The organism is Metapseudomonas boanensis (assembly GCF_042232855.1).
Classification (GTDB): Bacteria; Pseudomonadota; Gammaproteobacteria; order Pseudomonadales; family Pseudomonadaceae; genus Metapseudomonas; species Metapseudomonas boanensis.
The window spans coordinates 289,520-311,294 of record NZ_CP113889.1; the positions used below are offsets into that span (position 1 = coordinate 289,520).

Annotated in this window: 19 protein-coding genes and 1 pseudogene; 8 read left to right on the forward strand and 12 right to left on the reverse strand. The window is 61.8% G+C overall.

The window, feature by feature from the left end; translation table 11 throughout:
- Positions 1–36: 36 nt before the first annotated feature.
- From argR to OXH74_RS01385, 7 genes are all read right to left on the reverse strand, one after another.
- On the reverse strand, positions 37–1,017 hold the full coding sequence (gene argR / locus OXH74_RS01355) for a transcriptional regulator ArgR (protein WP_375739758.1): 981 nt from the start codon (positions 1,015–1,017) through the stop codon (positions 37–39).
- Positions 1,018–1,125: 108 nt separating this feature from the next.
- On the reverse strand, positions 1,126–1,890 hold the full coding sequence (locus OXH74_RS01360) for an ABC transporter ATP-binding protein (RefSeq protein WP_215374230.1): 765 nt from the start codon (positions 1,888–1,890) through the stop codon (positions 1,126–1,128).
- A 19-nt stretch (positions 1,891–1,909) separates the two neighbouring features.
- Positions 1,910–3,022: a succinylglutamate desuccinylase/aspartoacylase family protein gene (locus OXH74_RS01365; RefSeq protein ID WP_375739759.1), complete on the reverse strand. Its 1,113-nt coding sequence runs from the start codon at positions 3,020–3,022 to the stop codon at positions 1,910–1,912.
- Positions 3,023–3,026: 4 nt separating this feature from the next.
- Entirely contained in the window at positions 3,027–3,725 is a 699-nt protein-coding gene (locus OXH74_RS01370; RefSeq protein ID WP_375739760.1) for an ABC transporter permease, read from the reverse strand.
- A complete protein-coding gene (locus OXH74_RS01375; protein ID WP_215374239.1) occupies positions 3,722–4,411 on the reverse strand; it encodes an ABC transporter permease in 690 nt (229 codons plus the stop codon). Before OXH74_RS01375 ends, OXH74_RS01370 begins: the two co-directional genes overlap by 4 nt.
- Positions 4,412–4,518: 107 nt before the next feature.
- Entirely contained in the window at positions 4,519–5,301 is a 783-nt protein-coding gene (locus OXH74_RS01380; RefSeq protein WP_375739761.1) for an ABC transporter substrate-binding protein, read from the reverse strand.
- A 542-nt stretch (positions 5,302–5,843) separates the two neighbouring features.
- Positions 5,844–6,665 (reverse strand): aldo/keto reductase, encoded by an 822-nt coding sequence (locus OXH74_RS01385; RefSeq protein WP_375739762.1) that lies wholly within the window; start codon positions 6,663–6,665, stop codon positions 5,844–5,846.
- A 228-nt stretch (positions 6,666–6,893) separates the two neighbouring features.
- On the opposite strand from OXH74_RS01385, the gene OXH74_RS01390 reads away from it, so the two are divergent.
- Both OXH74_RS01390 and OXH74_RS01395 read left to right on the forward strand, forming a co-directional pair.
- Positions 6,894–9,992, forward strand: a complete 3,099-nt coding sequence (locus OXH74_RS01390) for a transglycosylase domain-containing protein (protein WP_375739763.1) — start codon at positions 6,894–6,896, stop codon at positions 9,990–9,992.
- A gap of 5 nt (positions 9,993–9,997) precedes the next feature.
- Positions 9,998–10,496 (forward strand): annotated as a pseudogene (locus tag OXH74_RS01395) (LysR substrate-binding domain-containing protein); the annotation flags it as partial.
- Positions 10,497–10,735: 239 nt separating this feature from the next.
- On the opposite strand, the gene putP reads toward OXH74_RS01395, so the two are convergent.
- The 3 genes from putP to OXH74_RS01410 all read right to left on the reverse strand — a co-directional run bounded on the left by putP (position 10,736) and on the right by OXH74_RS01410 (position 13,841).
- On the reverse strand, positions 10,736–12,229 hold the full coding sequence (putP, locus tag OXH74_RS01400; protein ID WP_375739764.1) for a sodium/proline symporter PutP: 1,494 nt from the start codon (positions 12,227–12,229) through the stop codon (positions 10,736–10,738).
- 218 nt (positions 12,230–12,447) lie between these two features.
- Positions 12,448–12,627 carry a hypothetical protein gene (locus OXH74_RS01405; RefSeq protein ID WP_375739765.1) on the reverse strand — a complete coding sequence of 60 codons (180 nt, stop codon included), beginning with the start codon at positions 12,625–12,627 and terminating at the stop codon, positions 12,448–12,450.
- A gap of 461 nt (positions 12,628–13,088) precedes the next feature.
- Positions 13,089–13,841: a helix-turn-helix domain-containing protein gene (locus OXH74_RS01410; RefSeq protein ID WP_375739766.1), complete on the reverse strand. Its 753-nt coding sequence runs from the start codon at positions 13,839–13,841 to the stop codon at positions 13,089–13,091.
- A 146-nt stretch (positions 13,842–13,987) separates the two neighbouring features.
- Between OXH74_RS01410 and lon the strand changes: the two genes are divergently transcribed.
- From lon to cmoB, 6 genes are all read left to right on the forward strand, one after another.
- The gene (gene lon / locus OXH74_RS01415; RefSeq protein WP_375739767.1) at positions 13,988–16,387 is read left to right on the forward strand and encodes an endopeptidase La; all 2,400 of its coding nucleotides are present in this window, start codon (positions 13,988–13,990) and stop codon (positions 16,385–16,387) included.
- Between the two features lie 70 nt (positions 16,388–16,457).
- Entirely contained in the window at positions 16,458–16,859 is a 402-nt protein-coding gene (locus OXH74_RS01420) for a protease inhibitor I42 family protein (protein ID WP_375739768.1), read from the forward strand.
- Positions 16,860–16,968: 109 nt separating this feature from the next.
- Positions 16,969–17,607: a lysoplasmalogenase gene (locus tag OXH74_RS01425; protein ID WP_375739769.1), complete on the forward strand. Its 639-nt coding sequence runs from the start codon at positions 16,969–16,971 to the stop codon at positions 17,605–17,607.
- Between the two features lie 77 nt (positions 17,608–17,684).
- Positions 17,685–18,257, forward strand: coding sequence for a hypothetical protein (locus tag OXH74_RS01430; RefSeq protein WP_375739770.1), 573 nt, complete (start codon positions 17,685–17,687; stop codon positions 18,255–18,257).
- A gap of 65 nt (positions 18,258–18,322) precedes the next feature.
- Complete coding sequence (gene cmoA, locus OXH74_RS01435; RefSeq protein ID WP_375739771.1) at positions 18,323–19,066, forward strand: carboxy-S-adenosyl-L-methionine synthase CmoA; 744 nt, start codon at positions 18,323–18,325, stop codon at positions 19,064–19,066.
- On the forward strand, positions 19,063–20,031 hold the full coding sequence (gene cmoB, locus OXH74_RS01440; protein ID WP_375739772.1) for a tRNA 5-methoxyuridine(34)/uridine 5-oxyacetic acid(34) synthase CmoB: 969 nt from the start codon (positions 19,063–19,065) through the stop codon (positions 20,029–20,031). The genes cmoA and cmoB overlap by 4 nt, the downstream gene beginning before the upstream one ends.
- A 300-nt stretch (positions 20,032–20,331) precedes the next feature.
- Here the strand turns inward: cmoB and pdxJ are convergent, their stop codons facing one another.
- Positions 20,332–21,078, reverse strand: a complete 747-nt coding sequence (gene pdxJ, locus OXH74_RS01445; protein WP_375739773.1) for a pyridoxine 5'-phosphate synthase — start codon at positions 21,076–21,078, stop codon at positions 20,332–20,334.
- A complete protein-coding gene (gene recO, locus OXH74_RS01450) occupies positions 21,071–21,769 on the reverse strand; it encodes a DNA repair protein RecO (protein WP_215374278.1) in 699 nt (232 codons plus the stop codon). The genes pdxJ and recO overlap by 8 nt, the downstream gene beginning before the upstream one ends.
- Positions 21,770–21,775 lie beyond the last annotated feature (6 nt).

Here is a 21,775-nt window from a genome sequence, read left to right on the forward strand (position 1 = left end):
GCGCAGCGATTCCCATCCGACCAAGAAAGCGCGGGGTCAGCCGCGCTCGGTAACGGCGGGCTGGGTGTCGAAGGGGCTGCCGCTGCGCCGCTGGTTGCGGTCTTCGCGCGGAGTGACACCAAAGAAGTTGCGGTAGGCGCTGGAGAAGTGCGGACCGGAGGAGAAGCCGCAGGACAGACCGATCTGGATGATCGACTTGCTGGTCTGCATCAGCATCTGCCGAGCCTTGTTCAGACGCAGCTCCAGGTAGTACTGGCTGGGCACGCGGTTGAGATATTGCTTGAAGATGCGCTCCAGTTGGCGACGGGAGACGCAGACGTGCTGGGCAATCTCATCCGTGGTGAGCGGTTCTTCGATATTGGCCTCCATCAGCAGCACGGCCTGGGTCAGCTTCGGATGGCTGGAGCCAAGGCGGTTCTGCAGCGGAATGCGCTGACGCTCACCACCTTCGCGGATGCGCTCCACCACCAACTCTTCGGACACCGCACCAGCAAGCTCAGCACCATGGTCACGCGCCAGCACGGCGAGTAACAGGTCGAGCACCGCCAGACCGCCACAGGCGCTCAGGCGGTCGCGGTCCCAGTCGAACAGGTGATTGGTGGCGATCACCTTGGGGAAGCGCTCGGCGAAGTCGTCCTGCCAGCGCCAGTGCACCGCGGCACGGTAACCATCCAGCAGGCCGAGCTGCGCCAGCGGGTAGACACCGGCGGACAGCCCCCCAACTACGCAACCGGTACGCACCAGCTGCTTGATGGCGGACGACAGCGCTGGCGACATCTGCAACGGCGGCTCATCAGCCAACAGGAACAGGCGCTGGAACCCTTCCAGCTTGCCCGCCCAGGCTTCGCCCGGCAAACGCCAAGCTCCCTCAGCCAAGGGCTCGGCATGTAGGAATGAAATTTCGTAGACCACTTCAGGGTGCAGTCGCTGGGCAACGCGAAGGGCATCCTCGGCCAGGGCCAGGGTCAGCGCCTTGGTGCCGGGCCAGAGGAGAAAAGCAATTCGATGGGCAGTCATGGCAGGCAGCTTAGCAGACCCTGAGGATAGGAAGATGAGGTGGCGAGAGCAGGATTTATCCCGCGTTGCAGGGCATGGCGGCGGCTTTCGAGCCGCCGCCATGCGGTATCACTTCAAGCTGCCGGAAAGGAACTGCTTGAGGCGCTCGGATTGCGGATTGGCCAGCACTTCTCTCGGACAACCAGTCTCTTCCACCAGGCCTTTGTGCAGGAAGATCAGCTGGTTGGACACCTCACGAGCAAAGCCCATTTCGTGGGTCACCACAACCATGGTGCGACCTTCAACGGCCAGGTCCTTCATGACCTTGAGCACTTCACCGACCAGCTCCGGATCCAGCGCCGAAGTGGGTTCGTCGAACAGCATCACCTCGGGCTCCATGGCCAGGGCGCGGGCAATGGCCACGCGCTGCTGCTCCCCGCCGGACATGTGTGCCGGGTAGGCGTCCTTGCGGTGCGACACACCAACCTTGGCCAGGTAATGCTCGGCTTTCTCGATGGCCTCCTTCTTCGGCACACCGAGCACATGGACAGGCGCTTCGATGACATTCTCCAGGGCACTCATGTGCGACCACAGATTGAAGTGCTGGAACACCATCGCCAGACGCGAACGCATGCGCTGCAGTTGCTTGGGATCAGCGGCCTTCAGGCCACCATCCTTGTTCGCCACCAGCTTCAGCTCTTCGCCATTAAGTAGAATCTTGCCGCCATGGGGCTGCTCCAGCATGTTGATGCAGCGCAGGAAGGTGCTCTTGCCGGAGCCACTCGAGCCGATGATGCTGATGACGTCACCAGCCTTGGCCGCCAGGGACACACCCTTGAGCACTTCGTGGCTGCCATAGCGCTTGTGCAGGTCTTGGACTTCCAGTTTGTACATGGTCTCGGTCTCGTTTGGCTCAGTCGCTCAGCAGGCGTCCCTGACGGATAGGTTCACGGCCTGCCACCTTGGCCAGCCATAGTCCAGGTTGCGCGAAGCGCAGGCGCTCTCGCACATAAAGCACACCGTCAGTGGAAGCACGGACGATGCTGTGACGATCCTCCAGAGGGTCGATCACCTCGAACAACGGGTCGCCCGCACTAACCCGGGCACCAACTGGCTGCAGGAAACTCACCACGCCTGCATGCGGCGGGTAGACATACTCGGCACCGTCGAACGGTGTGGCCTCGCAACAGGCTTCCGGCACCGCCGGCCAGTCACCGGCAATCAGGCCCTGCTCGGCGAGGAACGCCAGGATCGACTCGGCACTGGCCTCGGCCTTCTGCTTGTCGGTATCAGCCATGCCCCCCAGTTCGACGGTGGTGGCCAAGCAGGCCAGCGGTATCTCGGCCTGCGGGAAGTGGCGGGCAAGCCGCAGCCAAGGCAACGAGCAGGACTCATCGAACGAACTGCCACCGGATTCCTCGGCGGTCAGCACGGCTCCAGCCCCCATCCTTGCAGCGAGCGAACGCCATTGCGGCCATTGCTGCGGCAAGGTGTAGAAATGGACGACCGCCTCGAAATCGCAATGCAGATCGAGCACCACATCAGCATCGCAAGCATGCTGCAACAGCAGGCGCTGGAGCCCGACAAGCTCGGAACCCGCTGGTGGCAACACGTTGAATAGCGCCTGCATGGCCTCGCGAATGACGCGCACATTGGTCGGTCCATCCCGCCCCAAACGCCCGTCCACCGCCGGCGCGACCGCCTCTGCGAGGTCGATGAAGTCGCGATTGAAGTTCTTGCCGCTGCCGAACTCGAAACGCCCTTGCGGGGCAGCCTGAAGCATCTGACCAAGGCCGATGGGATTTGCCACCGGCACCAGCTCGATGACACCGGTCAGGCACCCTTGGGCTTCCAACTCGCGCAGCCGGCGCTTGAGCTCCGCCGCGACTCGCATACCCGGCAGCTCGTCAGCATGCAACGAGGCCTGGACATAGGCCTTGCAAGGACCGCTGCCGAAGCGAAACACCGTCAACTGGCGGCGGGTACCCGGGCAGCCCCAGGGCAGGTCGTGATCGATCCTTTGCATGGCATCAGGCCTTGCGCGGAGCCAGGTAGGCCAGCCAACGCAGCTCAGCCTTCTTGAACAGGCGCACCAGAATGAAGGTCAGGCACAAGTAGAACAGGCCGGCAGTGATAAAGGCCTCGAACGGCAGGTAATACTGCGAGTTCACCGTACGCGCAGCCCCGGTGATATCGATCAGGGTGACGATCGACGCCAGGCTGGTGGTGTGCAGCATCATGATGACTTCGTTGCTGTACTGCGGCAGCGCGCGACGCAGCGCCGAAGGCAGGAGGATGCGGCGATACAGCTTGGCGCGCGACATGCCCATCGCCTTTGCCGCCTCGATCTCGCCATAGGGCGTGGCCTTCAGGCTGCCGGCGAGGATTTCCGCAGTGTAGGCGCTGGTGTTGATCGCGAAGGCCAGACAAGCGCAGAAGGTGGCATTGGACAGGTAAGGCCACAGCACGCTTTCGCGTACTCCCTCGAACTGGGCCAGACCGTAGTAGATGAGGAACAGCTGCACCAGCATCGGTGTGCCGCGAATGACGTAGGTGAAGAGCCAGGCCGGAAAGTTCACCACCGGCTGCTTGGAGACCCGCATCAGCGCCAACGGCACCGCAGTCGCCAGGCCAAGGGCCAGGGAGATCGCCAAGAGCTTGAGGGTTACCAGCACGCCCCCGAAATAGAGCGGCAGGTTCTCCAGGATGACGTTGTAGTCGAAGATCATAGTTCAGCCGCCTTGATGCCCGCCGAGTAGCGTTTTTCCAGGAAGCGCAGCGCCAGCAGGGAAACGCTGGTCAGCACCAGGTAAAGCGCCGCGACCGCCAGGTAGAAGGTGAAGGGTTCACGGGTAGCATCCGCTGCGCTCTTGGCCTTGAACATCATGTCCTGCAGGCCGACCACCGAAATCAGCGCAGTAGCCTTGGTCAGCACCAGCCAGTTGTTGGTGAAGCCGGGAATGGCCAGGCGAATCATCTGCGGCACCAGCACACGGAAGAACACCTGGAGATGACTCATGCCATAGGCCAGGCCCGCTTCGCCCTGCCCCTTCGGGATAGCCATGAAGGCACCGCGGAAGGTCTCGGAGAGGTAGGCCCCGAAGATGAAGCCCAGGGTGAACACGCCGGACCAGAAGGGATCGAGGTCGATGTAGTCCTCGTAGCCGACCATCGGCGCCACCAGGTTCACGATCTGCTGGCCACCGTAGAAGATCAGCAGGATCAGCACCAGGTCGGGAATGCCACGCACCACGGTGGCATAGGCTTCACCCATGATCGCGAGCCACTTGACCGGCGAGAGCCGAAACGCCGCGCCTACCAGGCCAAGCAGGATCGACAGGGACATGGAAGACAAGGCCAGCAACAGGGTGAGCCAGGCACCATCGAGAATGGTCGAGCCGTAGCCGTTGAGCATGATTCAGATCCTCATGCAGCGCGCCAGGAAACACCAGGCGGCACCGCCACAACGAAAAAATGGCACAAACCGCAAATTGAAGTTTGTGCCACTTTCAGGGAAAGCGATTACTCGCCGTAGACGTCGAACTTGAAGTACTTGTCCTGCACTTCCTTGTACTTGCCATTGGCGCGAATGGCCGCGATGGCAGCGCTGATCTTGTCAGCCAGAGCCTTGTCGCCCTTGCGTACAGCGATGCCGGCACCCTCGCCAAAGTACTTCTTCTCGTTGAAGGCCGGGCCGACCAGGGCGAAGCCCTTGCCTGCATCAGTCTTCAGGAAGCCGTCGTCGATGTTCACTACGTCCGCCAGGGTGGCGTCCAGGCGACCTGCCGCCAGATCCAGGAAGATTTCATTCTGTGAGCTGTAGCGAACAACCTCGACCCCCGCCGGTGCAAACACATCGGTGGCATAGCGGTCATAGATGGAAGCACGCTGCACACCGACCTTCTTGCCCTTCAGATCCACCAGCGGGTCGCTGATGACGGAGCCTTCCTTCATCGCGAGGCGAGCCGGCGTGTGGTAATACTTCTTGGTGAAATCCACAGACTTAAGACGCTCTTCCGTGATGCTCAGGGACGACAGCACGGCATCGAACTTACGCACCTTGAGCGCGGGGATCAGGCCATCGAACTCCTGCTCGACCCACTTGCACTCGACCTTCATCTCGGCGCACAGGGCGTTGCCGATGTCGTAGTCGAAACCAGTGATCTTGCCGTCGGGAGTCTTGTAGGCGAAGGGTGGGTAAGCGGCTTCGATACCGATGCGCAGTGGCTTGGCGTCTTCGGCAATGGCTGCCAGCGGCGACAACAGGGACAGCGCCATGGCGCCGAGAAGTGCAATCTTCTTCATCTTATGACTCCTTCAAAGGGGAATGGCTTCTGTTGGCAACGTAAGAATTCGCCCAGACCGTCCACGAATTGTAGAAAGAGTCGTCGTCTTTGCCGGACATGGGATTGCAGGCAAAAGGCTCCGACTGAGTGAGCGGCATTCTAGCCACAGCCCCGAAGTCGATATTTCTTCAATGCGACAACAAATTACAGAAGGACAAAAGAGCCGCAAGAGGCAGATTGACAGGCACTCGAAAAAGTGCAGTAGAGATTACATTTGCAAACCAATTAAAAAGGCAATTATCAGGCCAAAAAATTGAACACCCTTATGGATAACGATTTCCCAGACTTCGACTTACCCATCCAGCGGGAACTGCCCCCCTCATTTGCACCAGTTCGTTTCCATTCGCCCCGAACGAGTGCGCAGCGTAACGAGGACTGTTACCTCAAGGCGAAACCCAAGCCTTTCGCAATGAAAAACCCGATATGAAATCGGTATTTAGCCTAAAAAGACGAGTGCGCCGGGAAGCTCGCCCCGCTATGGGAACCCTGGGCGCCCCCACCTCAGATCATCTCCAGCGGACGTTCGCGAGCGGGAGGCGGAAAGTGGCGGTCGATCAGGGCAAGATCCTCGGCAGTAAGAGCAATACGGTGCGCTTCGGCATTCTGCTTCAGGTGCAACGGTTCAACAGCCTTGGGAATGACCAACACATTCTCCTGACGCAAGGCCCAGGCAAGCGCCACCTGGGCAGGCGTGGCGGCATGACGCTCGGCAACCTGCCTGAGGGCACAATTGTCCAGCAGCTTGCCACCCCGCCCCACCGGGCAATACGCCATGAGCGGCATGCCCCGCCGCTGCTGCCAGGGCAGGAGATCGAACTCGATGCCCCGCGCCGCCGGGTTGTACAGCACCTGATTGGCGGCACATCCTGACGGCAGCTCAAGCAGGTCATCGAGATCAAGGTTGGAGACGCCCCAGCGAGCGATCTTGCCCTGCTCGCGCAGGCGCTCGAAAGCCTCCACCGTTTCATCCAGCGGATGCTCGCCCCGCCAATGCAACAGGTACAGATCCAGGCGATCAGTCCCAAGCCGCTTGAGACTGCGTTCACAGGCCAGTGGAATGCCCTTGCGACTGGCATTCCAAGGGTAAACCTTGCTCACGAGGAATACATCGTCACGCAAGCCGGCGATAGCTTCGCCAACGACCTCTTCAGCGCCTCCTTCCGCGTACATTTCCGCCGTATCGATCAGCCTGAGACCCAGCGCCACTCCCTCGCGTAAGGCAGCCACCTCGCGCTTACGTTCGCTCCGGCTTTCGCCCATATGCCAAGTCCCCTGGCCAATGACAGGAACCTCCGCGCCATCGGGGAATTCAATCTGTCGCATATTGCTCTCCTGAAAGATCAACGTCACGGCCGCAATCGGACCAGTCGGCCGCCCTGGGACGCCACACTCCCGCTTCCGCCCCGGCGCTGCCCCACCAGCCGCGACTCGGTTGCTTCCGATCATCGGCTGCCATCACTTCTTCCCCTTTTTGCCAACTTTGTGGAATACAGCTTGCGCGCAAGCTACTAAGCTGGAAGCAAGAGCGATGGTAGGCCAGTCCGGTGGAATATGGGCGCTATTGAGCAATCAGGTGAAATCAAGAAAGAGCAACCCAAAGGTGATCTCACCGAGCCCGCTGTTTCCCCTGAAAAACCCCGACGAAAACACCGCCTGCTGTTCTGGGGCGGGTGCGTGCTCGTTGCCAGCGGCCTGGCGGTAGCGATCTCCTATGAAATGCGCACTTCGAAACTCCAATCCCACGAAATCAGCCGATATGCCGCCTCTCTGGACTACTCGCTGGAAAACGGCCCCAGTGACGCCATCCAGTTTCCGGACGACGGCCCATTCGATCGGCGACTGGGCTATGCCCATCTTCCTCAGATGTTGGAGCGACTGCAGAAACGTGGTTTTGAAATCCAGCAACAGACTCGTTTCTCCCCCGCTCTGCTGAACTATGCCGAGCACGGACTGTTCCCGCCTTATCACGAGAAGGTTCAGGCCGGCATCAATATCTGCGACTGTCGTGGACTGCCCTTTTATCAATTCAGTTATCCACAGCAGCATTACACCAGCTTCGACAGCATCCCACCGCTGCTGGTCAGCAGCCTGCTGTTCATCGAGAACCGCAAGCTGCTGGACGAGAGCGAACCCTTGGCGAACCCGGCCGTGGACTGGCCACGCTTCAGCAAGGCCGCCCTGACCCAGGTCGGCAAGGCGTTCGACCTGGACGGACAGTCCGCCGGCGGCAGTACGCTGGCCACCCAGCTGGAGAAGTACCGGCATTCACCCCATGGCCGCACGGTTTCCGCAGGCGAGAAGATTCGCCAGATGGTTTCGGCCAGCGTGCGCGCCTATCGGGATGGCCCCGAAACCCGTGAGGCACGGGAACGCATCGTCATGGACTACGTCAATAGCGTGCCGCTCTCGGCCGCACCGGGACATGGCGAGGTACACGGTATCGCTGATGGATTGCGGGTCTGGTACGGGGCCGACTTCAACACGGTCAACCGCCTGCTGGCCGATCAGGATGCGGATATCAGGGCGCGCGGGCTTGCTGTGCGCCAGGTGCTCTCGCTGTTCATCGCCCAGCGCCGCCCTTCCTACTACTTGACGCGTGAGCACGAGGAGCTGAACGAACTTACCGACAGTCATATCCGCGTGCTGGCCAATGCCGGGGTGATCGACCCAGACCTGCGCGAAGCAGCGCTCTCGGCGCGTCTGCGCTTCCGCAACTGGGAGCAGGAGTCCGCGATTCAGGAGGTCGAGGCGAACAAAGGCATCAGCATCGCCCGCAGCCGACTGTCCGGCTTGTTGAAGATGCCACTTTACGATCTCGACCGGCTTGACCTCACAGCCACAAGCACACTGCAGGCCGAACTGCAGAATGCCGTGACCGACTATCTGGTCAAGCTGGCTGACCCGGCCTTCGCCGAACAGGTCGGCCTCTATGGTGAGCGGCTGCTCTCCCCCGAGAAGACTCGCGAGGTGCGATATAGCTTCACCCTGTTCGAACGCACCCCCTCCGGCAACCGCGTGCGGGTGCAGACCGACAACACCAACCAGCCCTTCGACATCAACGAAGGCAGCAAGCTGGAACTGGGGTCCACTGCCAAGCTGCGGGTCCTGGCGACCTACCTGGAGAACGTGGCGACCCTGCACGAGCGTTACGCTGGCCTGACCGTCGAGGAGCTGCGCAAGGTCCCTGTCGACCCGCTTGATTTCATCACCCGCTGGTCCATCGACTACCTGATCGAAAACAAGGACCGCAACCTTCCGGCGATGCTGGAGGCTGCCCTGGAGAGGAAGTATTCCGCCAGCCCCTATGAAAGCTTCTTCACCGGAGGCGGCCTGCACACCTTCAACAACTTCCGCAAGGAAGACAACGGCCGCCGGCCGACCCTGCGCGACGCCTTGCGTGAATCCATCAACCTGCCCTTCGTACGCCTGATGCGGGATCTGGTGCGCCACGACATGTACCGCCCCGAAGGCGGCAAGATGCAACTGCTCAGTGACGATAAGGACCCGCGGCGCCAGGGATACCTGGACCTGTTCGTCTCCCGCGAAAGCCAGACCTACCTGCTGCGCTTCTGGAAGAAATATCGCGGCAAGGACGCCGAACAGCGCCTCAGCACCTTTCTCGACGGCCTTCACCCCTGGCCGGCGCGCCTCGCGGCGATCCACCGATACCTACAACCCCAGGCCGACCTGCCGACCTTCAAGGCCTTCCTGCGCGAACGCATGCCCAAGGAGCCGCTGACCGAAAAACGCATCGAGGAGCTTTACACGCGCTACGGCCCCGGCGCCTACAACCTCAACGATCAGGGCTATGTCGCCCGTGTCCACCCATTGGAGCTCTGGCTGCTCGGCTACCTGCAGAAGTTTCCGCAGGCCAGCTACCGCGACGCAGTGGAAGCCAGCAGCGATGAGCGGCGCGAGGTCTATGGCTGGCTGTTCAAGTCCAAGCGCAAGTACGCCCGCGACAAGCGCATCCGCATCATGCTCGAAGTTGAGGCCTTCCTCGATATTCACCAGCAATGGCGCCAGTTGGGCTACCCCTTCGATCACCTGGTACCCTCTCTGGCCACCGCACTGGGCAGCTCCGGTGACCGTCCGGCTGCGCTGGCGGAATTGATGGGGATCATCCTCAACGACGGCATCCGTCAGCCCACCGTTCGCATCGACCAGTTGCACTTCGCCGCTGACACGCCCTACGAAACCCTGGTGGGTCGGCAGAATGACGCGGGCAAACGCGTGATGACCTCCGAAGTCGCCGCAGCCCTGCGCGACGCCCTGTCCAAGGTGGTGGAAGGCGGCACCGCGCGGCGTCTGCAAGGCAGCTTCACGCTGTCGGACGGAAAACCGCTTGTGCTGGGTGGCAAGACCGGGACCGGCGACAACCGCATCCAGACCGTAACGCGCTATGGCGCCGTGAAGAGTTCGAAGGCGATGAACCGCACCGCCACCTTCGTCTTCTACCTCGGACCACGTCACTTCGGCACCCTGACAGCCTTTGTCGAAGGCAGCCAGGCGGACAAGTTCAGCTTCACTTCGGCGCTACCCGTCCAGGTGCTCAAAGGCATGGCGCCGATTCTCCAGCCGTACCTGGAGCCCGGCTTAAGCACCCAATGCCAGACCCCGGCGCCGGCCGTGCAAGTGAGCCGGCGCTAGCGCCACGCAGCGCCGGCAGCCTGATCCTGTCCACGACGCCTGCGTTCGCCACGCGTTGGCTGATTCCCCGGCGGGGCCGTTTCTATGCGCAATACCCGGACATCAGCCTGCGCCTGGACACCAGTACCGCGCTGATAGAGCTGCACGAGGATGCCAGCGTCGATCTGGTAATCCGCTATGGCACGGGCGAATCCCCCCAACCTGCACAGCCAGTGCCTGCTCGACGAATGCTTTGGCGTTTACGGCACCCCCCGCAGTGGTGGCGGGGTGGGGGCCGCAATGCCCGAACTGATTGCCGTTCGCTGGCGAAACTCGCAACTCTACGAACTGGGCTGGAAGGCCTGGCGCCGGCCAATCAGAAAGCCTCGCAAGGGGCCTGCTGGTGCCTTACCGGCCGGACGTCAGTGTGGCGGGGGCGGATATTTAACGCTTTGCGTTCCAGGGCGGGAACGGCATCCGCCGGTCAGAGCGCTCTTCGATTGGCTGGGGCGCGAGATTGGCTAGGGAATGGGCGCTGGTCCGGCAGGCAAAGGCTGCTCATGCATGTCATTGGGACCACGTACACTCCGGATAGGCAATCCAGTGTGATCCAGCGCCCCGCTACGCCCCCTTGCCAAGTGCAAAAAAAAACCGGCCCACATCCGAAGATATGGGCCGGTGAAGCACTATCGGGTCGTCGGTGAGAGCCCGGACATCAGCCCGGCAAACGGGACGCGGACGACCAGCCGCGTACCGCGGAGAGATCAGATGTGGGCGTCTTGGTATTCCTTCTCCGCCTCGTCGAAGTTCTTCAGCATGGCGGCGGACGGACCGTTGCCAATGCGGCTGAAGACCAGGATGCCAAGGGTGCAAAGGATGAAGCCCGGGATGATTTCGTACAGGCCGGTCCAGCCAAAGAAGTTCTTCCACAGGACCACGGTTACCGCGCCGAGCACCATGCCAGCCAGGGCGCCATTGCGGGTCATGCCTTTCCACAGCAGGGAAAGGATCACCACCGGCCCGAAGGCGGCACCGAAGCCGGCCCAGGCGTAAGACACCAGGCCCAGCACCTTGCTGTCCGGGTCAGCGGCGATGGCGATAGCGATTACGGCCACCAGCAGCACCATGGCGCGGCCGACCCACACCAGCTCGAGCTGACTGGCATTTTTGCGGAAGAAGGCCTTGTAGAAGTCCTCGGTCAAGGCGCTGGAGCACACCAGCAGCTGGCAGCTCAGAGTGCTCATTACGGCCGCCAGAATGGCCGACAACAGGACACCGGCGATCCACGGGTTGAAGAGGATCTTGGCCAGTTCGATGAACACACGCTCGTGGTTCTCGCCAACAGCACCAGCCTGATCCGGATGAGCGGAGAAGTAAGCGATACCGAAGAAGCCCACCGCCACGGCGCCAGCCAGGCAGAAAATCATCCAGCCCATGGAGATGCGGCGAGCGTTGGGGATCGACTTGACCGAATCAGCCGCCATGAAGCGCGCCAGGATGTGAGGCTGACCGAAGTAGCCCAGCCCCCAAGCCAGCAGCGAAATCACACCGACGAAAGTAGCGCCCTTGAGCATGTCGAAGTTGGTCGCGTCCTTCAACTCGATGGCAGCAAAGGTCGGATCCATGCCACCGGTGGCGACCATCACAATGATCGGGGTAAGGATCAGCGCGAAGATCATCAGGCTGGCCTGAACGGTATCGGTCCAGCTCACCGCCAGGAAGCCACCAACGAAGGTGTAGCAGATGGTGGCGGCGGCACCGGCCCACAGGGCGGTTTCGTAGGAAATGCCGAAGGTGCTCTCGAACAGGCGAGCACCGGCAACGATCCCGGAGGCGCAGTAGATGGTGAAGAACACCAGAATCACCACGGCGGAGAAGATGCGCAGAATGCGGCTGTTATCTTCGAAGCGGTTGGTGAAGTAGTCGGGCAGGGTAAGGGCGTTGCCGCAGTGCTCGGTCTGCACGCGCAGGCGGCCGGCAACGAACAGCCAGTTGAGGTAGGCACCAACGATCAGGCCAATAGCGATCCAGCTTTCCGACAGCCCGGAGAGGTAAACGGCGCCAGGCAGGCCCATCAACAGCCAGCCGCTCATGTCAGAGGCACCGGCGGACAGCGCCGTTACGAAGCTGCCGAGGCTGCGACCACCAAGGATGTAGTCGGAAAGGTTGTTGGTGGAGCGATAGGCGGCGAAGCCGATCAGCACCATGGCCGCGATGTAGATCACGAACGTGATCAGTGTCGGGTTACTCACACTCATGGGGGTCTCCCCTGTCGATTGTTCTTATTCGGGCACAGCGGGTTGTCCGCGCCCGTAGTTGGCTTTTGACAGCCGCTTATGGCGGCCGCCGGTTCTGGCCTCGACCGCACCAGCCACATCAGGCCAACGCAATCCCGGTCGAGAAACGGTCGCAGGGCGTCCAGCCCTGCCAATGCGACGGCGCACGCAAGCCTTGGGGCTTACGCGCACCATGCGTATTACTGGAAGTCTTTGTGTGCCTCGCTGATTGCCATGTCGCAAATATCGCGAAGCAGCAGGAAACCATGACAATCGGCAGTGGAAGCGCCCCGGTCGACCTCCATGGTCGTCCGCACAGGGAAGTGACGCAGCAGCGGCTCATTCGCACTGCGCAACAAGACGTGACCTGCAGCCAACATCACGCCCCTCCTCATCTCTGAACGATTAACTTGGGTCTAGTACAACCCGGCCGGCACGCAAGGAAAAGTTTCTGGCCTTGGCTCGGCGCCGGGAGAGCGGAATGTAGTGATATGCCACCACCCCTTTCTTGCTGAATCCTCCGATTTCCTTTCCATATCCTCTGATCAGGGGAACTTTCCGCCAAAAGGTGCAACCAATTGCACCCTTTGCAATCCGTGAAAGTCATTGAGATCTCTCAATGCATGGCGTCATCCGGTTGCTCCAAGCAGGTACAACCTCGAACATCGGTTGCACCCTAATAGCGACAACGGGTTGTTTGCCCCCTTCTCAGGAATGACAGCCGCTTGGCCACCAGGCCAATCGTGACGAACTGAAACCGCCCCGGTCACAGCAGCAGGGGATGCACGCAAGTCATGACACTGGCGGGATCAACCCTCGCAGAAAGGTTGATATTTCAGGATTAATGGGCGTCGCGCAGACGCTTGGGCGTCAGGCCCAGATAACGGCGCATGGCCGTGGTGAGGGCACTCTGGCTGGAGAAGCCGCACTCTTCAGCGATTCGAACGAGAGGGTGCTCGCTTTCGCGCAACATGCGGGCAGCACGGTCCAGGCGAGTCTTGAGCAGGTACTGGTGAGGTGTGAGGCCAACGCTGTCCTTGAACTGGGCGTGGAAGTGACTGGGGCTCAGGCAGGTGACCTGCGCCAACTCTGCCACGCTTATACGCCGGGACAGGTTCTCAAGGATGTAGCCATCCAGGCGCCCCAGGTCCAGGCTACCGGCTGGCCGCTTGCCCGGTTCGCCAAACAGGCGCAGATAGAGGGCCCGGAGCAGGATGCCGCCGAGCGAACGTGCCAGCATGGGATCACTGCCATAACGGGCGAGTTCGGCACCTGCGTAGCTGAGCAGATTCTGGAAATCAGCATCCAGAGCGGGATAGCGTGGTGCCTCGAACAAGCGGCCGAGCAGCTCGAGGTCCTCAGCCGACGTGCCTTGCTCATTCAGATCGAGGATCAGCATGCGGTTCTCGCCGACACCGGCGAACTGATGCCCGGCATCCCCTGGAACGAGACACGCGCGCATGCGGCACACCTCTCCCCCGCGGCCGTTCACTTCGAACTCGGCGCGGCCGGAAAGGGACATCACCAACTGGTGATGATCGTGAGCATGTTCGTGAGCCTGGTCGTCCAGGCTCATCAGACGGGTCTTGAGCATGGGGATTTCGATCAAATTTTGCGCAGTTTAGCGAAGCACCCCTGACTTGCCCAGCACCGGGCGGCAGCGACAAGTCCGACAATAAGGTTGAAATGCCCGACGCCTTGCCCCATCTAGCTTGGATGAGCCAACAGCCAGGTGCCCCCATGAGCGATCAGGACATCACAGCGGAAATCGTCGAAGAAGCCACCCCGGCCCACGGCACGGGCCTGGTGCTGCCCGGCCAGGCGCTGCCCGACAAACTGTACATCATTCCCATCCATAACCGCCCTTTCCTGCCCTCGCAGGTGCTGCCCGTCATCGTCAATGAAGAACCCTGGGCAGAAACCCTCGAACTGGTGACCAAGACGGCCCACCGTTGCCTGGCCGTGTTCTTCGTCGACAACCCGTCGGAGGACCCCAGCCAGTTCGATCTCGGCAATCTGCCGGAACACGGCACCCTGGTGCGCGTGCACCATGTCACGCGGGCCGATGGCAAGCTCCAGTTCGTGGCCCAGGGCCTGTCGCGGGTGCGCATCCGCGGCTGGCTGCGGCGCCAGCATCCGCCCTACCTGGCGGAGGTCGACTACCCGCAACCGGCGGCCGACCCGCGCGACGAGGTAAAGGCCTACGGCATGGCGCTGATCAACGCGATCAAGGAACTGCTGCCGCTCAACCCACTGTACAGCGAGGAGCTGAAGAACTACCTGAATCGCTTCAGTCCCAACGATCCCTCGCCGCTCACCGACTTTGCCGCAGCCTTGACGACAGCCTCCGCTGCCGAGCTGCAAGAAGTGCTGGACACGGTGCCGGTGCTCAAGCGGATGGAGAAGGTGCTGCCGCTGCTGCGCAAGGAAGTTGAGGTCGCTCGCCTGCAAAGCGAGCTGTCTGCTGAGGTGAACCGCAAGATCGGCAAGCATCAGCGCGAATTCTTCCTCAAGGAACAACTGAAGATCATCCAGCAGGAACTCGGCATCACCAAGGATGACCGCAGCGCCGACAGCGAACAGTTCCACCAGCGACTGGAAGGCAAGGTGTTGCCGGAGCAGGCGCGCAAACGCATCGACGAAGAACTTAACAAGCTGCAGATACTGGAAACCGGCTCGCCCGAGTATGCGGTCACCCGCAACTACCTCGACTGGGCGACCTCGGTACCCTGGGGCGTCTATGGCAAGGACAAGCTCGACCTCAAACACGCGCGCAAGGTGTTGGACCAACACCATGCCGGCCTGGAGGACGTGAAGAGCCGCATCCTCGAATTTCTCGCCGTGGGCGCCTTCAAGGGTGAGATTTCCGGTTCCATCGTCCTGCTGGTGGGTCCACCGGGTGTGGGCAAGACCAGCATCGGCAAGTCCATCGCCGAATCCCTCGGGCGGCCTTTCTATCGCTTCAGTGTTGGCGGCATGCGCGACGAGGCGGAGATCAAGGGCCACCGTCGCACCTACATTGGCGCCTTGCCCGGCAAGCTGGTACAGGCACTCAAGGAAGTGGAGGTGATGAACCCGGTCATCATGCTCGACGAGATCGACAAGCTCGGCGCCAGCTATCAGGGCGACCCGGCCTCCGCGCTGCTGGAGACCCTCGATCCCGAGCAGAACGTCGAGTTCCTCGACCACTACCTGGACCTGCGTCTGGACTTGTCCAAGGTACTCTTCGTCTGCACGGCCAATACCCTGGACTCGATCCCCGGACCGCTCCTGGACCGGATGGAAATGATCCGTCTCTCCGGCTACATCACCGAAGAGAAACACGCCATCGCCAAGCGTCACCTTTGGCCCCGTCTGCTTGAGCGCACGGGTGTACCGAAGGAACGCCTGAGCATTACCGATGGCGCACTGACTGCGGTCATTGAAGGCTACGCCCGGGAGGCCGGCGTTCGTCAGCTGGAAAAACAGCTGGGCAAGATCATCCGCAAATCCGTGGTCCAGCTCCTGGAAGACCCCAAGGCGAAGATCAAGGTGGGCCAGAAGGACCTGGAGCGTTACCTGGGCTTGCCGCATTTCCGCAAGGAACAGCTGCTGGCCGGAATCGGCGTCATCACCGGGCTGGCCTGGACCAGTTTGGGCGGCGCGACCCTGCCGATAGAAGCGACCCGCATCCATACGCTCAATCGCGGGTTCAAGCTGACGGGCCAGTTGGGCGACGTGATGAAGGAGTCAGCAGAGATCGCCTACAGCTACATCAGTTCGCACCTGAAGAAGTTCGGCGGCGACCAGGGCTTCTTCGACCAGGCTTTCGTGCACCTGCACGTTCCTGAAGGTGCAACGCCGAAGGACGGCCCCAGCGCCGGCATCACCATGGCCAGCGCCCTGCTCTCCCTGGCACGCAACCAGGCGCCGAAGAAAGGCGTCGCCATGACTGGCGAGCTGACTCTGACCGGCCAGGTGCTGCCAATTGGTGGCGTTCGAGAGAAAGTCATTGCCGCACGCCGACAGAAGATCCATGAACTGATCCTGCCAGAGGCCAACCGGGGCGCATTCGAGGAACTGCCGGCATACCTGAAGGAAGGCATGACCGTGCATTTTGCCAAGCGCTTCACCGATGTCGCCAAGGTGCTCTTCGACTGAGCGACTCCCCTTACGCGAGGGCGGGTGAGCAGCTATGCTGGCCCGGCCCTTGGATGATGGAGCCCCTCCGATGACGCTGACCCGCCTCCCCCGTCTGCTGCTACCCCTGGGACTGGTCCTGCTCACAGCCTGTTCACAACAGCAAACTGGCCCGATCGTGATGGGCCAGGAACGCGAATGTCCGCTGGAGCTCAATCAGGGCCAGACACTGGTGCTCACCCTGCCAAGCAATCCCACCACGGGTTTCCGCTGGGTGGTCAGGGACTCGGCCGCCACTGTCCTGCAGAGCCTGGGGCCTGAGGTGTATTCGACGCCGGAGGACGCCGGCCTGGTCGGCAGCGCCGGGCAATCCACCTGGCGCTTTCGCGCTAGCTATGCCGGGCAGGGTCGCTTGCTGCTGGACTACCAACGCCCCTGGGAAACCGACGTCGAGCCTGCCGATACCTTCGATTGCCAGATCAGCGTCAACTGATCTCCGGCCAGTGCTGCGCCATAGGCTACCGCCAATGGCGCCTTGAGCCTGGAAGCACACCCCATGACTGCGCATAGTGCGGCCTTCCGATAAGACAGGGAGCGCCTGGATGTACGCATTATTGGTTGGGCTGGCTGGTGCGCTGGCATTCATTTTCGGACTCGCCAGCGACTGGGATGCCTTGTGCTTCTGGAGCAAACCTGTTCCAGTGTTGGCGATGCTCTATTGGCTGCGCGGCGCTCCTGCCGGAGCCTATCGTCGCTGGATCACGCTGGGCCTGGCATTTTCATTGGTTGGCGACGTGCTGCTGGCCTGGCCCACTGATCAGTTCGTCTTCGGCCTTGGCGCTTTCTTGCTCGCTCACCTCGCCTATCTTTACGCTTACCTGGGCACCTGCCGACGGCTTTCACCATTGCCACTGATCGTATCGATCGCGGTTGGCGGAGGCATGTTCGGCCTGCTCGCCTCCCGCGACCTGGGACCTCTGCTGGTTCCTGTAGCCTGCTACTCATTAGCCATCAGCACCATGCTCTGGCGCGCCCTCGCCCGCCTAGGCACGGGTCTTGACCGCCAGTCGGTCGTGCTCGCGGCGGCCGGGGCAATACTGTTCGTGCTGTCTGACAGCCTGATTGGCATCAACCGCTTCGTGTCCCCTTTCGGTGGAGCCAGTTACGCGATCATCCTCACTTACTGGCTCGGACAATGGGCCATCGCCGCATCCGTGATGGCCCAATCAGAAACGCCCTGAACTGCTCAGGCAGATCCGGCAAGCCGCCCGGAAATCAGCTATAGCAATTAGGCGGACCCTCATTCAGAGGATGAGAAATGGGCAGCCTATCGAGACTGTTGGGCTTGTTGTCCTGGGCATTGCTGCTGGCTGGATGCGGCAGCCTGTTGCCCAGCGAGCGTGCAGAAGTACTCTCACCCTTCCGGGACTACACGGATGCAGAGATCCGTTATTCCCAGGCCATGCCGGGTACGACCACCAGACCTGAGCTCTTCTCGCTGGGGTTCGATCCGCTGATCCAGGGTAATGGCCGGATGCTCTCGTTCATCGACGTGCGATTGATGTTCGTCCAACCCAACGTACCGATCGACTACCTGCCGGACGGCCTGATCAAATGCCTGGAGGCCAAGGACCGCTGCATCGGTTATGCCTTCGAGTTCACCAAGACCGACACCCAACGGGTCGGCAATTTCTGGGCAGACGTCTTCAACTTCCGCAAGAACCGCGAGTATCAGGGCTGGGTATTCCGCGCGGTGTTCGTATTGGTTGACGACGTCCTGGTGCACAAGGTCAGTAATGGCGAACCGAACATTCGTCGCTACGAGGTCAAACGCAACCCGCTGGGGCCCCTGCAGGGGGCAGGCGAGTTCTTTTCCGACCAGTTGAAGTAGGGGTGGTTTGGCGGCGCCGCGCAGTCCGCTAGAATGCCGGCCTTTTCCAACGCTGGTAACGGCCCGTGACAGACAGCCCAGACCGCATCTACGCCACCCCCCAGGGGCAGGTCGCCGACTTCGCCTTCAATGAAGACGTGGTCCGCGTATTCCCGGACATGATCAAACGCTCGGTCCCGGGCTATCCCACCATCGTCGAGAACATTGGCGTGCTGGCATCCCAGTTCGCCCAGCCCGGCACACCTCTGTATGACCTGGGCAGCTCTCTCGGCGCCGTGACCCAGGCCCTGCGCCGTCATGTGAAAGCGGATGGCTGCCGGGTGATCGCTGTGGACAACTCCAGCGCCATGGTCGAGCGCTGCCGCGAGTACCTGCACGCCCAGGACTCGATGTTCCAGGAGCTGCTGCCGGTGGACGTGATCGAGGCGGACATTCTCGACATGGAGTTCCAGCCCTGCTCCCTGGTGGCGATGAACTTCACCCTCCAGTTCGTGCCGCGCGACCAGCGCCTGGAACTCCTCGGCCGTATCCGCCGGGCCCTGTTACCCGGGGGCGCGCTGATCCTCTCGGAAAAACTGCGTTTCGAAGATGCCGAGGAGCACCAGTTGCTCACCAACCTGCACATTGCCTTCAAGCGCGCTAACGGCTACAGCGAGCTGGAAATTGCCCAGAAGCGCAGCGCTCTGGAGAACGTCATGCGCCCCGACAGCCTCGAAGAGCATCGGGCACGCCTGAAAGCGGCTGGATTCTCCAAAGTGGTGCCCTGGTTCCAGTGCCTCAACTTTGCCTCACTGATCGCCCTGCCATGATTCCCACGCTTGACCTCGACGCTTTGCAGCAACGCCTGGCGGGTAGCCCGCTGCAGGACTGGGCGGCCGACCTCCCGGCACAACTCGACACCAAGCTGGCAGTCGGGCATGGCGATCTGGAGCGCTGGAGCGCCGCCGTACGCGCATTGCCCCCCCTGCAACCCCAGGTCGTCGACCTTGCGCAGCGTTTCCACCTCGACACCCCCTGCGATGAGCCCACCCGCGCTGCACTGAAAACAGCACTGCAGGGGCTCATTCCCTGGCGTAAAGGCCCATTCGACCTCTTCGGCGTACACATCGACACCGAATGGCGCTCGGATTGGAAGTGGGCCCGCGTGGCCCCCCACCTGGACCTGCGCGGCAAGCGTGTGCTGGATGTGGGTTGCGGCAATGGCTACTACCAGTGGCGCATGCTCGGGGCGGGCGCCGACTGCGTGGTGGGCATCGACCCGAACTGGCTGTTCCTCTGCCAATTCCTCGCGATGAAGCACTTCCTGCCCGAGTTGCCGGCCTGGCATCTGCCGTTGGCACTTGAGGAACTGCCGCCGAAGCTGGAAGGCTTCGACACCGTGTTCTCCATGGGCGTGCTCTATCACCGTCGCTCGCCCATCGACCATCTCTTCGAACTGAAGGATTGCCTGCGCCGTGGCGGCGAACTGGTCCTGGAAACCCTGGTTGTGGAAGGTGACGCCCAGCAGGTACTGGTGCCCGAGGATCGCTACGCGCAAATGCGCAACGTCTGGTTCCTGCCTTCGGTACCGGCACTGGAGCTCTGGTTGCGTCGTGCGGGCTTCCTTGATGTGCGCTGTGTGGATGTCAGCTATACCAGCGTCGAAGAGCAGCGCAGCACTGATTGGATGCGCTTCCAGTCGCTGCCGGAATTCCTCGACCCTGCCGATCACACGCGGACCGTCGAAGGCCTGCCGGCCCCTGCACGGGCCGTGCTGATCGCACGCAAGCCCTGACCTGGCCAAGGACCGTTTCGCGGTCCTTGGCGAATCCATTGGATATGTCTGCGTTTGCTGTTATCAGCAATCAATGACCGGGCTGAGAGCCTTGTAGGAGCGGGAGGACGCCAAGTTCTTGCTCGCGAAAGGGTCCGGTTCGCGAGCAAGCTCGCTCCTACAAGGAATGCCGCCGCTTGCAGCGCTCAACGCAGACAGAGCCAATCCATCCGCCAAGCAGGCCCGCAGATTGAGCCTGGGATACCCATCGCCATCGAGCAGGAATCGAAGGGAATCGCTGCGCTCGGTCCATCCTACGAATCAGCCCCGCGCCGCAGCCGCCACGATCAACTGTTTCATTTCCACGACGGCCTGCTTGAAGCCGACGAACAGGGCGTGGGCGACCAGCGCATGGCCGATGTTCAGCTCATTGATCCCACGGATCGCCGCCACCGGCTCCACATTGTGGTAGTGCAGGCCATGGCCAGCATTGACGACCAGACCTTGACCGAGGCCAAAGGCCACGCCATCGCGGATACGCGCCAGTTCACGGACCGCCTCTTCCGGGGTGTGGGCATCGGCATAGCGGCCGGTATGCAGCTCGATGGCCGGCGCGCCTACGCGGCGGGAGGCCTCGATCTGGCGCTCGTCAGCATCGATGAACAGCGACACCTCGCAGCCCAGCTTGGACAGGCGCTCTACCGCCGCCCTGATCCGCGCTTCCTGGCCAGCGACATCCAGACCGCCTTCGGTGGTCAGCTCCTGGCGGGTTTCCGGCACCAGGCAGATGTGTTCGGGGCGGATGATCTCGGCAAAGGCGAGCATTTCCTCGGTCACGCCCATCTCGAAGTTCATGCGCGTCTGCAGCACATCCTTCAGCACGCGCACATCGCGCTCCTGAATGTGCCGGCGATCCTCGCGCAGATGCACAGTGATGCCGTCGGCACCGGCCTCTTCAGCATCCAGCGCCGCCTTGACCGGGTCAGGGTAACGGGTGCCGCGAGCTTGTCGAAGGGTGGCAACGTGGTCGATGTTTACGCCGAGTAGTACGCGATTCGCTTCAGTCACGGGGAGGTTCCTTGATCGTCATGAAAAGCTCGCGGCTGACCAGAGGCCGGCCGCCCAAGTGAGGTGCCAGGGCCTGGCGCATCAGGCGCTTGGCGGCTGCCAGGGCACCAGGGGCGTCCCAGTTCGCGTCGGCCAGGGCCAACAGCTCCCGACCATGAAACAGTCCAGGTTGCAACTGCGCTACCGGCTCCAGGCCGGCGTCCGGCAACAGACGGTAGATTCGGTCGGGGATGATGGGTTGTCCGGCGACGTCAATATCCAGCGGGAAACCATAGCCCAGCTGATCCAGCAGGCGCCATTCGAACGCGCGCAACAGGGGTTCCAGCGGGCGGTTGGCCGCCAGTGCCTGGAGGGTCAGGGCGTAATGATCGAACAGCGCCGGTTGCGGATCTTCTGTCGGCAGCAGGCGGACCAGCAGCTCGTTGAGGTAGAGGCCACTGAACAAGGCCTCGCCGGCCAATAGGTTGGGAATGCCGGCGCTTTCCAGGCGAGCGACATTCCTCAGCTCGCCCCGGCCACGAAACTCGGCTTCCAGTGGGATAAAAGGACGTGCCAGGGTGCCGGCCTTGCCCCGCGCTCCACGCAGAACGGCACGGAACCGCCCTTCGGGGCTGAAGAAATCAACCAGCGCGCTGCTTTCACGGTAGGGCCGGCTGTGCAGGACGAAAGCCAGCTGCGCACTGGTCTGCATGGGTAA